The sequence below is a fragment of the Streptomyces sp. NPDC015127 genome (assembly GCF_043080095.1).
In the GTDB taxonomy this organism is placed as follows: Bacteria; Actinomycetota; Actinomycetes; order Streptomycetales; family Streptomycetaceae; genus Streptomyces.
The window spans coordinates 214,994-227,529 of sequence record NZ_JBIBVE010000011.1 but is presented as its reverse complement, the minus strand read 5'-3'; the positions used below and the strand labels follow the sequence as shown (position 1 = coordinate 227,529).

The 12,536-nt window shown below is 67.1% G+C and carries 13 protein-coding genes; all 13 read left to right on the top strand.

Annotated elements, in window-relative coordinates; translation table 11 throughout:
• Nucleotides 1–8 precede the first annotated feature (8 nt).
• A complete protein-coding gene (locus ACF08N_RS22745) occupies nucleotides 9–1,655 on the top strand; it encodes a terminase (RefSeq protein ID WP_392326488.1) in 1,647 nt (548 codons plus the stop codon).
• Nucleotides 1,656–1,689: 34 nt separating this feature from the next.
• Complete coding sequence (locus ACF08N_RS22740) at nucleotides 1,690–3,177, top strand: phage portal protein (RefSeq protein WP_392326487.1); 1,488 nt, start codon at nucleotides 1,690–1,692, stop codon at nucleotides 3,175–3,177.
• Nucleotides 3,174–4,298 carry a hypothetical protein gene (locus ACF08N_RS22735; protein WP_392326486.1) on the top strand — a complete coding sequence of 375 codons (1,125 nt, stop codon included), beginning with the start codon at nucleotides 3,174–3,176 and terminating at the stop codon, nucleotides 4,296–4,298. Before ACF08N_RS22740 ends, ACF08N_RS22735 begins: the two co-directional genes overlap by 4 nt.
• A 2-nt stretch (nucleotides 4,299–4,300) precedes the next feature.
• Entirely contained in the window at nucleotides 4,301–4,840 is a 540-nt protein-coding gene (locus ACF08N_RS22730; protein ID WP_392326485.1) for a hypothetical protein, read from the top strand.
• A gap of 77 nt (nucleotides 4,841–4,917) precedes the next feature.
• Nucleotides 4,918–5,985, top strand: a complete 1,068-nt coding sequence (locus tag ACF08N_RS22725) for a hypothetical protein (protein ID WP_392326484.1) — start codon at nucleotides 4,918–4,920, stop codon at nucleotides 5,983–5,985.
• A 72-nt stretch (nucleotides 5,986–6,057) separates the two neighbouring features.
• Nucleotides 6,058–6,525 (top strand): hypothetical protein, encoded by a 468-nt coding sequence (locus ACF08N_RS22720; protein ID WP_392326483.1) that lies wholly within the window; start codon nucleotides 6,058–6,060, stop codon nucleotides 6,523–6,525.
• A 5-nt stretch (nucleotides 6,526–6,530) separates the two neighbouring features.
• Nucleotides 6,531–6,863 (top strand): phage head-tail adapter protein, encoded by a 333-nt coding sequence (locus ACF08N_RS22715; protein WP_392326482.1) that lies wholly within the window; start codon nucleotides 6,531–6,533, stop codon nucleotides 6,861–6,863.
• Nucleotides 6,863–7,234, top strand: coding sequence for a DUF5403 family protein (locus tag ACF08N_RS22710; protein WP_392326481.1), 372 nt, complete (start codon nucleotides 6,863–6,865; stop codon nucleotides 7,232–7,234). Before ACF08N_RS22715 ends, ACF08N_RS22710 begins: the two co-directional genes overlap by 1 nt.
• Nucleotides 7,234–7,731: a hypothetical protein gene (locus ACF08N_RS22705; RefSeq protein WP_392326480.1), complete on the top strand. Its 498-nt coding sequence runs from the start codon at nucleotides 7,234–7,236 to the stop codon at nucleotides 7,729–7,731. Before ACF08N_RS22710 ends, ACF08N_RS22705 begins: the two co-directional genes overlap by 1 nt.
• A gap of 13 nt (nucleotides 7,732–7,744) precedes the next feature.
• The gene (locus ACF08N_RS22700) at nucleotides 7,745–8,485 is read left to right on the top strand and encodes a hypothetical protein (RefSeq protein ID WP_392326479.1); all 741 of its coding nucleotides are present in this window, start codon (nucleotides 7,745–7,747) and stop codon (nucleotides 8,483–8,485) included.
• 123 nt (nucleotides 8,486–8,608) lie between these two features.
• A complete protein-coding gene (locus ACF08N_RS22695) occupies nucleotides 8,609–8,950 on the top strand; it encodes a phage tail assembly protein (protein WP_392326478.1) in 342 nt (113 codons plus the stop codon).
• A 59-nt stretch (nucleotides 8,951–9,009) separates the two neighbouring features.
• Entirely contained in the window at nucleotides 9,010–9,333 is a 324-nt protein-coding gene (locus tag ACF08N_RS22690) for a hypothetical protein (protein WP_392326477.1), read from the top strand.
• A 42-nt stretch (nucleotides 9,334–9,375) separates the two neighbouring features.
• Nucleotides 9,376–12,534 (top strand): hypothetical protein, encoded by a 3,159-nt coding sequence (locus ACF08N_RS22685; protein ID WP_392326476.1) that lies wholly within the window; start codon nucleotides 9,376–9,378, stop codon nucleotides 12,532–12,534.
• Nucleotides 12,535–12,536: the final 2 nt, after the last annotated feature.

Below are 12,536 nucleotides of genomic sequence, written 5' to 3'. Positions count from 1 at the left end.
GGTGACGCATGGCCAAGCAAGCCGCCCTCACCCCCGAGGAGATCGACCTCCTGGAGCCGAGCTTCATCGGCCCCACTTGGCAGAAGGACGCCTTCGGGCGTTGGGTCCTGCCCGGCAAGACGCTCGGCTGGCAGATCGCCGGCTGGTGCTCGGAGTACCTTCAGGCCGAGGACGGCGGCCCCTGGAAGTTCACCAGGGAACAACTCCGCTTCGTCCTCCACTGGTACGCCGTTGACGACAACGGCCGCTTCGTGCACCGCAAGGGCGTCTTGCAGCGTATGAAGGGCTGGGGCAAGGACCCGCTCCTCGCGGTCCTCTGTCTCGTCGAGCTGGTCGGGCCGTCGCGTTTCTCCCACTGGGACGAGGCCGGCGAGCCTGTCGGCGTTCCGCACCCGCAGGCGTGGGTGCAGGTCACGGCTGTCAACCAGTCGCAGACCACGAACACCATGAGCTTGATCCCGTCCCTGATGTCGGACCACTTCAAGGTGAAGTACGGCATCAAGGACGGCGCGGTCCTGATCCGCGCCAATGGCGGGAAGCAGCGTCTCGAAGCAGTGACCTCGTCGTACCGTGCCCTCGAAGGTAAGCGGACGACGTTCACCCTGCTCAACGAGACGCACCACTGGGTGTCCGGCAACAACGGGCACAAGATGTACGAGACGATCGACGGTAACGCGACCAAGAAGGACTCGCGGTACCTGGCGATCACGAACGCTTACCTGCCCGGCGAGGACTCCGTCGCCGAGCGGATGCGCGAGTCGTTCGAGAAGATCCGCGAAGGCCGGATGGCCGACATCGGCTTCATGTACGACTCGATCGAGGCGCACCCGGAGACTCCGCTCACGGCGGAGGCCCTGCGCATCGTCATCCCGAAGATCCGGGGTGACGCGGTCTGGTTGAACGTCGACTCGATCATCCAGTCCGTGATGGACGCGACGATCGCGCCCTCGCGCTCGCGCCGTATGTGGCTGAACCAGGTCGTGGCCGAAGAGGACGCGATCTACGGGCCGGCCGAGTGGGACCCGCTGCTCGACGAGGGCAAGAGCCTGAAGCCGGGCGACGAGATCGTCCTCGGCTTCGACGGCGGCAAGAGCTCGGACTCAACCGCCTTGGTGGCGCTCAGAGTTCGGGACATGCACGCCGTTCTCCTCAACATCTGGGAGCACCCGGAGGGCGAGGAGGGCAAGCACTGGACCGTACCTCGGCACGAGGTCGACTCGGCCGTGCATGAGGCGTTCCGGCTCTTCGAGGTGCAGGCGTTCTTTGCGGACGTCGCCCTGTGGGAGTCGTACATCGCCGACTGGTCGGAGACCTACGGCGAGCGCCTGGCGGTGAAGTCCCCGGTCGGCAAGGACGCGATCGGCTGGGACATGCGTGGTTCGCAGAAGACGGTGACGCTCGCGCACGAGCGCCTGATGCGGACGGTCTTCGACAAGAAGCTGTCCCACGACGGCGATCTGACGTTGCGGCGCCATGTGCTCTCTGCTCGCCGTCGCACGAACAACTACGGCATCAGCTTCGGCAAGGAGTCGAAGGACTCCCCGCGCAAGATCGACGCCTACGCGGCGCTGATGCTCGCGCACGAGGCCCTGTACGAGCTGCGTACGCGCGGCAAGAAGGTCCGGAAGCGTTCCGGGCGTGGCTACTTCCTCTGACGATGTGTAAGTGTGACACGGAAGGTGGTGAGGCATGGCTGACACCAGCCCACTGAAGCTGGCGAAGGAACTCCTCGCCATCCTCGATCGTGACGAGGCGCGACTTCAGCGCATCGACAACTACATCCACGGCAAGCACGACGACCCGTACATGCCGCCCCAGGCGGACGACGAGTACAAGCTGCTCGCCAAGCGCGCGGTCTCGAACTGGACGCCGCTCCTGATCGGTACGCCGGCTCAGGCCCTGTACGTGGACGGCTTCCGGGCCGGCACCACGGAGGCCGGCCTGCCTCGGCCGACCACGCTGACGAGCCCCGAGTGGCTGCACTGGCAGCGTTCCCGCATGGACGCCCGCCAGGCTGCGGTCTACCGGGGCGCCCTCGGCTACGGTCACTCCTTCGTCCTGACGGAGCAGACCAAGAAGGGCGTCATTTCCAAGGGCCTGTCCGCGAAGCGGACTTCCGCCCTGTACGAGGACCCGGCCAACGATGATGCGCCGTACGCCGCGCTGACCATCACGGCCAAGCCGAAGGGTGAAACCCCCGGCAAGGCCCGCATGTTCGACGCCACGTACGAGTACGCGGTCACCTTCGCCTCGCTCGCCGACCTCGACTCCGTCAAGGTGGCCAGTGCGAAGAAGCGGCACGGCAACTCGGAGTGCCCGGTCACCCGGTTCGCCGCCTCGGTCGACCTCGAAGGCCGCACGGTCGGCGTCGTCGAGCCGATGATCCCGCTCCAGAACCGCATCAACCAGACGATCTTCGATCTCCTGGTCGCGCAGACGTACACCTCGCACGAGGTGCGGTACGTGACCGGCATGGCCCCGCCCATGCAGATGGAGATGCTGGACGAGGCCGGCAACGTCACCACCGATCCGGCCCTGGCGGTCGACTCCCGGCCCAAGCTCGACGCGGCCGGCAATCCGATCCCGGCGCAGATCAACCACAACGCCCGGCGGTTCCTCTTCGCGGAGGACCCGGACGTCAAGTTCGGTTCGCTGCCTGCCGGTCCGGTCGGCTCGCTGATCGACTCGGTGGACATGTCCATCCGGCACCTGGCCGCGATCTCGCAGACTCCGCCGCACCACTTGCTCGGGCAGATCGCCAACCTGTCCGCCGAGGCTCTGCTCGCCGCTGAGACTGCGCTCTCGCGCAAGATCACGGAGTTCCAGAGCATCTTCGGCGAGTCCTGGGAGAGGGTGTTCCGCCTGGCGGCCGAGCTCGAAGGCAACTCGGCTTCGGCTGACGACTTCTCGGGCGAGGTCCAGTGGCGCGACATGGAGTCGCGCTCGCTCGCGCAGGCCGCTGACGCTCTCGGCAAGCTCGCCGACCAGCTCGGCATCCCGAAGCGCGGTCTGTGGAAGCGCGTGCCTGGCGTGACGCAGACCGAGTACGAGGACTGGGAGCAGATGGCCGAGGAGGACGACTCCGTGGGCCAGCTCGCTACCGCTCTCGTCCGCGCAACACCCGAGACCACCTCGTCCGTTCCGGCTACACCGGACAGTGAGGTGATCGCCGCGTGACGACCCCAGCCCGACAGGCTGAGGCTGATCGCGCTGCGGTTGCGTTCCAGACGGCGCTCACCGAGATCGGTACGGCGACCGTCCAGGAGGCGCTTGCCTTGTGGGGGGACGTCCCGGTTACGGCCAGGGCGTCCACCTCCGCCTCTTGGTTGAGGCGGGCCATCACGCTGGTGATGGGCAGGCGGCGTCAGAGCCGTGACCTTGCCCGTGCGTACTACCGCCTGGTTCGCGCCCTGCGGACCGGGAGCACGGTGGCAGATCCGTACCACCCCGAGCCGACGTACATCACCATCGGTGTGCTTCGCCGGGAGTTCGCAGAGCTGACCGGAGAACCCGCTGAGAGCCCCCAGGAGGAGCCCTCAGACTCCTCCGGCTCCAGCACCTCAGACTCCTCCTCGCAGGCCGCGACCGGCGCGTCCGGGGAAGCCGGCGAGGAGGCCCCATCGAGCTCTTCCGACCAGGAGTCGGAGGACGGCTCGGACGAAGAGCTCGACCGCATCCTGGTCGAAGAGCTCGACGGGCTGAGGGCGGAAGAGGAGCGGATCGAGCGCGAGGCCGAGGAAGAGCTTCGCACCGTCCTGGAAGCCCTCGGGCCCAACAACCTCCAGCAGAAGGTCGACACGATCGACGGCGGCAGGACCGCTGACGAGGTCGACGAGCTGCGGGACGAGGCCCACAGGCAGGCCGGCGCACGGCAGGCGGCAGCCGCTGAGCGCGTGGCAATGAACGGTGGACGCTCGACGGTCTGGAACCACGCCAGCCGCGATCGACGAGCCATCGGCTACATCAGACTCTCGCGCACCGGAACCCCTTGCGGGTGGTGCGCGATGCTCATTTCCCGTGGTCCGGTCTACCGGTCGGAAGCCTCCGCCACCTACGCGGACGGCGACAAATACCACGACAACTGCCACTGCTACGCGGAGCCCGTGTTCTCCCGCGAGCAGTACAGCAGCTCGCCTGCGTACGAGCTGAACCGCCGGTACGAGGAGCTGTGGCCCAAGGTCACGCGCGGCCTCTCCGGCAAGGCGGCAGTGGCCGCCTGGCGCCGGTTCATCCGGCAAGAACAGAAGGCCGCAGCCCAGGAGGCTCGGCGATCCACAACGAGCGTCCAGGAGGCGTGAGAGTGCCCGAGCAGGAATCCACCAGCACCGAGACCACCACGGAAGAGCCCGTCGAGACGTCCCCGGAGGGTGAGACCCCCCAGGGTGCCGAGACGGAGTCGACCGAGGAGACGCCCGGCGAGGAGAAGCCGGCCGAGGAAGTCGTTCCCCCGGAGGTGCTTCGCAAGAAGCTGACCGACGCGAACGCCGAGGCCGCCAACTACCGCACCAAGCTCCGCGAGGCCGAGTCCAAGCTCTCCCAGGCCAAGACCCTGGAGGAGTTCGAGGCCGCGACCTCGGAGCTGAAGGGCCAGATCGAGAAGCTGGAGCGGGACATCCTGCTCCGCGACGTGGCGGCGAAGTACGAGCTCCCCGAGGTGCTGGCCAAGCGGCTCACCGGCAGCACGCCGGAAGAGCTGGAGGCCGACGCCAAGGAGCTCCAGAAGCTCGTCGCGCCGTCGCAGCCCGAGTCCCTGTCCGGCGGCCTCGACCCCGAGGACAACGACGGCGACGGATTCGACCCGGTCAAGGCAGCCCAGGCGGCACGCCGCAAGGGCTACTGACCACCCCCTCTCCTGGCCGCGTGTGCAAGTTGCGCACGTCGAGCCCTCATCTCCCCTACCGAACGGAGTAAGAACCCGTGGCACACACCGTTGTCAAGCCGGAGAAGATCGCCGCGACTGCGGCGGTCGCTCTGGAGCAGTCCCTCATCGTGCCCGCGCTCTTCCAGCGCGAAGGCATCGACCAGTACAAGGGCGCCGAGAACGACACCATCAACGTCAAGGTCGAGGGTGTTCTGCCCTTCCGGACCTACGAGTGGCGTTCGGGCGAGCCGGGCTCCAGCACGCCCGGTACTCGCGCCGCGATCCAGTTCGACGAGTACGCCGAGAAGACCGTCGCCGTGTCCTTCGGCGGCAACATCTACTCGGCCGTCAAGCTGACCGACGAGCAGCGCGACTTCGACCTCAACGGCTGGGCCAAGCTCATGGCCAAGCAGACCGAGGCTGTCGGTCGCGGCCTGGAGCGCGAGGCTGTCAACCACCTGCTCGACGAGCAGTACTCGGTCACCCTCGGCGGTGCCGTCTCCGGCCGCGACCTGCGCGGCACCCTGATCCGCGCCCGCGAGGTGCTGAACCGCTTCATGGTCCCGCAGGAGGGCCGCGTCCTCCTGGTCGGCACCGGCTGGGAGACCGCGCTCCTGTCGGACGACAAGCTGAACCTCTCCGGCAACGTCGGTGAGCAGGAGGCTGTCTCCGCGCTGCGCGAGGCTTCGATCGGCCGGCGCTTCGGCTTCGACATCGTCGTCTCCCTGGAGGTCCCGGCGGACTCCGCGTTCGCGATGCACCGCTCCGCGTTCATCTTCGCGACCGGCGCCCCGACCCTCCCGCAGTCCGTGACCGGTGGCACCGCCAGCCACAACGGCGTGGCGCTGCGCTGGCTCCAGGACTACGACGCCCAGTACCTGACCGACCGCTCCGTGGTCAACACGTACAAGGGCTTCCGCACGGTCAAGGACCAGCTCATCGGCATCAACTCCAGCACCGACCAGGCGTACGTCTCGGTCCACGAGCACTTCGTTCGTGCGATCAAGCTCGACCGCGTGGCCACCGCTGACGTGCTGCCCGACCCGGACGGTCCGGACGCCAAGCAGCAGGAGCTCGCTGCGATCACCGGCGTTCAGGGTGCCGCTGACGGCGCTGGCGTCTGATCTGGCTGAGTGAGCGGGCGGGGTGTGCAAGTTGCGCACCCCGCCCCTCCCCGTGAGCGAAGGAGAACTGACTTGGCGGACTTCGCCACACTGACTGAGCTGAAGGCTCGCCTCGACTGGACGCTCGACGCTGACGAGGAGCGCATCGCTACAGCCGCACTGGAGGACGCCTCCGACCTGGCCCGCATGTACGCGGGCCGCGACTGGGAGCCGGTGACCATCGCCCCTCGCATGGTGCGGACGCTGGTCCTCAAGGCGTGCAAGCGCTACATGAACAACCCCTCGGGCTACACCCAGTCCCGAGCCGGCGACGAGACGCTGGGCTGGTCGGACGACCAGGGGGAGAACGCGGGCACCGTCTACTTCACCCGCGACGAGCAGACCATGCTCGCCGAAATCGGCGGCCGGAAGCGCGGCCTGATCTCCGCAGAGGTCAGCGCCTGGAACTCCGTGCGCCGGCCCGTGCACGCCGGACTCGTCCCGGTCGAGGACGGCGGCAAGCAGTTCCCCCTGTTCCGCCCGGACGGTGAGCCCTGGTGAGCTCGATGCAGCGCAGACGGGGCGTGACCGCGAAGGTCTGGAAGAGCGCCGTGCAGACCGACAACCGAGGCAACGAGATCATCGTCGCCGACGCCATCGGCCCACACGAAGTGCGCTGCGCCCTGATCCCGCAGCGGTCGGCCCGAGCCGAAGTGCCCGGCCAACAGCAGATCAACATCACCCGCATGATCGTGGACGCCAACCTCGAAGGCGTGACCCTCTGGTCGCGCGTCGAAGTGCTCGGCTCCCAGTGGGACATCGTCACCCCGCCGGCCTACCACCACGGCGACCGCAAGACGCGGCACTGGTCGATCGACATCCGCGAGAGGCCGAGCTGATGGCGAAGGTGTACCTGAAAACCAATGAGGTCGTCGCCAAGCACGCCGACGTCCAGGACGAGCTCGAACGCCGCACCTTCGAGGTCGGCGTCCGGGCCGAGCAACTGCTCATCGAGCACCGCCAGGACGGCCACGTCGAGATCGACATCGAGCACGGCGACATCGACTACTACGTGGTGCTCTCCGACGAGCGCGGCCAGAAGGCCGCACTGTCCATCGAGTACGGCCGCGAGGCTGGCGAGTACGAGGTGCGCGACCCCGAGACCGGCGAGATGGTCACCGTCCCGTACGGCGCCATGGAGGGCCTGTTCATCCTGGCCCGCGCTTCGCACCTGCCCAAGAAGAAGAAGGGCAAGGTGAAGCTCGACTGATGGCTGGCCTGCCTGCGGAGATCAAGGCACTCGCCGAACTCTCCCCCGTCGAAGACCTACTGCTCGCGGTTCTCCGCGAGGGCCTGCCCGGCATCTCGGTGCAGTCGCTCATCTCGAAGAGCCAGACCTTCCCGTTCGTGCTCGTACGCCGCGACCCGTCCTTCGGGAGCTGGGCGGGCGACACCCGATTCACCGACTCTGCGCGAGTAGCGGTGCACACCTTCTGCCAGGACCCCAACGGCGACGAGGACGCAGCCATCCTCGGCGAAGCCGTCCGAGTCGTCCTGCGGAACGCCTGGCTGAACCAGCAGGTGTACCCCGGACGCGGCCACATCACGCGGGTCGACATGGCGTCCTCGCCTCGTCGGGCAACCGACTGGGCCACGGCCACCGGCCCTGTCCAGTACGCCGACCTCCCCACGGGGGTCTGGCGATACGAGGCGTCGTACGACATCACGATCCGCAAGCCGCGCAACCGCCCCTTCCCGATTCAGTAAGGAGACCACCTTCGTGGCGCTGAACGACAACGCAACTCTCGTCATCGGGAGCGGTAACTACCTGACCGCCCCGACCGGCACGGACATCCCTGCCGACCTCCTCACCCCCGTCTCCCCCTGGGAGGCCGTTGGCCACACCAGCCTGGAGGACATCTTCTCGATCGCCTCCGAGGGCGGCGAGGCAACCGTCATCGGCTCGCTCCAGAACAAGAGCCTGCGCACGAAGTACAGCGCGCGGACCGAGCAGATGAACTTCACGTTGCAGCAGTTCGACGTGAAGGGCCTGAAGCTGTACTACGGCTCCAACGCCCCGACCCTGGCGGACGGAAGCGTCGGTGTCCCGGCCGACCCGGTTCCGACCACCTGCGCGTTCCTCGCGGTGTTCGTGGACGGCGAGAACCACTTCGCCTTCTACGCCCCCAAGGCCGAGATCTACCGCGCGGACGACGTGTCCTTCGGTGACACTGAGTCGCTGGCCGGCCTCCCGATCGGCGTGAAGCCGATGGCCTACGGCGCCAACTCCTGGACCTACTCGATCACCCCGCTCGGCGGCATCACCGCCACGGGCGCCACCGCCGGTACCCCCGGTTCCTTCACCCCGTCCGGCGCCACGCCTCCGTACGCGCTGAGCGACCTGTCTGGCGTGACGGCCTCGCCCACCACCGCGTGGACCACCGGCCAGCACGTCGTTCTGGGCAACGGCACCAACGCCTACTGGAACGGCACCGCCTGGGTCGCCGGCATCGCCGCCTGATCCTGAACTCCCCTGGTGTGCAAGTGAAGCGGACCTCCTTGCGCACCAGGGGGCCCCTCTCGGGGCTCCCTCTTCGACGGTCCGCGCCCTGCTCAACCCCACGACTTGGAGGTCCGCAACCCCATGGCCAGCTTCACCCTCGACGCGATCCGTGCCGCCGCCGACGCGAAGTACGGTTCCACCGACATCGAGCTCGACGAGAAGACCACCGTCCACCTGCTCAACCCGCTCCGCCTGCCGAAGGAGAAGCGCGCCGAACTCTCCGCGCTCCAGGAGCAGATGGAGGCAGACGACGCCGACCAGGAAGACCTCCTGGCCAAGGCGATCGTCCTCGTCGCCGACCACCCCAAGAAGGGCGAGGCCCTGATCAAGGCCGTGGACGGCGACCTCGCGCTGCTCGCCGAGGTCTTCGAGACCTACGGCAAGGGTGCTCAGGTGGGGGAAGCCTCGGCCTCTGCCGCCTGATCGACGACTACGGGGAGGGGCTGTACGCCGACCTCCGCTTCCACTACGGCATCGACCTGGTGGACGTGATCGAGGGGCGAGGCCCCTCCCCGATGTTCGTGATGGCCCTTGTGCGGAGGCTGCCTGACACCTCCCTGACCGTCGCCCTCGCGTCGGGCGGCAGGGAGCACTTCGGCTGGGGCGTCGACCGCCACCTGAAGGCCGACATCTTCGACGCGCTCAACCAGAACACCAGGGCCACCGGCAACTGGGGCAAGGGCAAGGCGCCCAAATTCCCCGCCTGGCCCCGCCCGGCCGCCAAGAAGGCCGGCACCGCCAAGAAGGACCCCAAGCGCCGCGTCTCCGTGGCGGAGATCTACAAGAAGTTCACCACCCGGAGGTAAGCGATGCCCCAGGGTCAGGTAATCGGCCGTATCAGCGTCCGCGTGTTCCCTGACACGGACAAGTTCCGCTCCACGCTGGAGAAGCAGCTCGACCGGATCGAGAAGTCCGTCCGGCCGGTCGCCGTTCAGGCCCGGCTCGACATGACCGGCTTCCAGCGCCAGATGATCCAGCAGATCCGAGACATCAACCGCGTCAACCGCACGAGCGACGCACGCAAGATCCGGTTCAAGGCCATGCTCTCCACGGACGGCATGAACCAGGAAGTCAAGAAGGCGGTCCGGGCGCTTCAGGCCCGAGCCGACGCGGGCGACCGCGTCCAGTTCAAGACCGACCTCCTGGCGGACGGTCTGAACCTCAAGATCAGCGACCAGTCGCTCGACAAGATGAGCGACCAGTTGAAGGACTGGCGCGACCGCATCAGTCCGCTGAAGATCGACGTCGAGCCGGACCTCTCCGCAGCCGGCAGTACCCTCACCAACGGCCGCCTCGCAGTCCTGACGCGACCGCGCACGGTCTCGATCATCCCAACGATCAACAACGCGGCCATGGCGAAGGTCGCTACGGCCATCGCCGCCCTGTCAGGTATGCGCGTGGTGAGCAACCTGTTCGAGAAGTTCGGGAACATCCTGAAGAACCTCGACAAAAGCGTCCCGATCATCGGCTCTCTGGCCTCGGCCATCGCCGGCCTCGCCGCGCTCGCCCTCACCAGCGCGAGCAACCTCTTCGCCCTGTCCGCCTCGCTGGCGCAGATCGGAGCTACCGCGCTCACGCTGCCCGGCATCCTCGGCGGCTTCGCGGTCGGCCTCGGCGTGACGATTGCCGCGTTCAAGGACTTCAACAAGGTTCTTCCTGGCGTCAAGCAACAGCTCTCCGAGTTCCAGAACATCATCTCCTCGAACTTCTGGCAGGTCGCCAAGGAGCCGATCAAGGAGCTGATCGACAGCCTCTTCCCGCAGCTCCGCACGGAGTTCGGTACGACCGCGACGGTCGTCGGCAGCTTCTTCGCGACGTTCGCGGACGCACTGAAGAACGCACTCCCGACCGAGCTGATCAGCGAGATGTTCGGCTACCTCAACGAGTCGATCAACAAGGCCGGCGAGGGAGCCGGGACGTTCGCCTCGATCATCGCGCAGCTCGGTGAAGTTGGCGCCTCCTACCTGCCCAACCTGGCGGGCTGGTTCGTCAACATCTCCAAGGAGTTCGACGCCTGGCTGAAGAAGAAGGGCGAGCTCGGACTCAGGGCGGAGATCGACCAGGGCATCCAGGCCCTGAAGGATCTCGGCGGCGTCCTGTACGAGACGGGCGGCATCCTCGCCGGCCTCTCCCGCGCAGCCACCGAGGCTGGCGGCTCAACGCTCGGGATGCTCCGCAACACCCTGAAGGAGATCCACGCCACCGTCGACTCCCCCGGCTTCCAGAAGGGCATGGTCGCCGTCTTCGAGGCCGCGCACCTGGCGATGAGCAACCTGGCCAACGGCGCCGGCCCGGCCGTGAAGAACCTCTTCATCGAGATCGGTCAGCTCCTGACCACGGTCCTCCCCCAGGCCGGAACCATCCTCGGCACAGCGATCGGCGCCATCGCTCAGGCGCTCGCGCAGCCTGCCATCACCTCGGGGATCACCGCGATGTTCGACGGCCTCCTGGCCGCCGTTCAGGCGCTCGCCCCCGCGATGATGCCGCTCGGCGCAGCGCTCGGCGCGATCATGCAGGTCGTCGCCGCGATGCTCCCCGTCTTCGGGCAGCTCATCGCCGCCGCGATCGTGCCCCTGGCGAACGCCGTGACGACCCTGGCCCCCGCCCTGATCCCGCTCGTCGAGATCCTGGGTGGCGCGCTGACGGGCATCTTCGCTGCGCTCGGTCCGCTGATCATGACGGTCGTCAACGCGATCGTCCCGCTCGTCGAACAGCTCGTCGCCGGACTCGCTCCGGTCCTGACGATCATCGTCGAGGGATTCTCCGCGATCGTCGCGGCCGTGATGCCGGTCGTCGACCTGCTCCTCCAGCTCCTGTCCGCTGTGATCACTCCGCTGATCCCGCTGATCGAGTACATCGCCCAGGCCGCGATCCCGCCCCTGGTCGACGCCTTCCAGCGGATCTCTGAAGCGCTCCAGCCGTTCATTCAGGCGCTGATCCAGGTCGTCAACTTCATCATGCCGATCCTGATCCCGGCGATTCAGTTCCTGATCGACCTGATCATCGGCTCGCTGGCGATGGCGCTCGACGGCATCGTCAACATCATCACCGGTGTGCTCGACGTGATCATGGGCATCTGGAACGTCTTTGCCGGCCTCTTCACTGGCGACTGGGACCGTGCCTGGAACGGGATCAAGCAGATCTTCGGCGGCATCTGGGACATCATCGTCGGCATCTTCGAGGTCGTCATCAACGTCGGCATCCTCGGCTTCCTGAAGAAGGGCCTCGCCCTGATCAAGGGCGCCTGGAACGGTGCATGGAACGGCATCAAGTCGTTCTTCATCGACTCCTGGAACGCGATCAAGGGCGGCCTGTACGTCGTCTGGAACGCGATCAAGGGGTTCATCGACGACGGCCTCAGCACCATCCGAACGCTGTGGTCCTCCGGATGGAACAACGTGAAGCAGTTCTTCTCGGATGCCTGGCAGACGATCAAGACCAAGGCGGTCGAAGGCGCGAAGGCTCTCTGGCAGGCCATCAAGGACGGCGTCGACAAGGCGATCACGTTCGTCAAGGAGCTTCCCCAGAAGGCGAAGGACGGACTCGGCGACCTCGGCTCGAAGCTGAAGGACGCCGGCATCAAGCTGATCAAGGGCTTCATCGACGGCGTCGTGTCGATGTTCGGTGGAGTCAAGGATGCGCTCGGCAACCTGACCGACAAGCTGACGAGCTGGAAGGGCCCGGAGTCTCTGGACCGCGTCCTCCTCGTCAACGCCGGCCAGCTCGTCATCGGCGGCTTCATCAAGGGTCTGGAGTCTCGGTACGCCGAGGTCCGCCGCTCCCTGCGGGGCCTGACCCAAGACGTCGCCAGCACCGAGTTCGACACGATCGGCGCCGGGCAGATCGGCGTCTCGCGGACCGTCACGGCCGCGATCAACGCCTCGATGGCCAGCTCGACGGGAGGTGGCACCACGAAGGTACTCAACTACTACGCGGCGCCCGGCTCGTCGATCAGCTCCGAAGAGGATCTGTTCGCCGCTGCCAGCCGCGCACGGATGGGATGGTGACC

Bases quoted from the DNA above. Each gene is read 5' to 3' on its own strand.
- ACF08N_RS22705 (WP_392326480.1), top strand. From the start codon at position 7,234: ATGGCTGGCCTGCCTGCGGAGATCAAGGCACTCGCCGAACTCTCCCCC.
- ACF08N_RS22715 (WP_392326482.1), top strand. From the start codon at position 6,531: ATGCAGCGCAGACGGGGCGTGACCGCGAAGGTCTGGAAGAGCGCCGTG.
- ACF08N_RS22740 (WP_392326487.1), top strand. From the start codon at position 1,690: ATGGCTGACACCAGCCCACTGAAGCTGGCGAAGGAACTCCTCGCCATC.
- ACF08N_RS22710 (WP_392326481.1), top strand. From the start codon at position 6,863: ATGGCGAAGGTGTACCTGAAAACCAATGAGGTCGTCGCCAAGCACGCC.
- ACF08N_RS22745 (WP_392326488.1), top strand. From the start codon at position 9: ATGGCCAAGCAAGCCGCCCTCACCCCCGAGGAGATCGACCTCCTGGAG.
- ACF08N_RS22695 (WP_392326478.1), top strand. From the start codon at position 8,609: ATGGCCAGCTTCACCCTCGACGCGATCCGTGCCGCCGCCGACGCGAAG.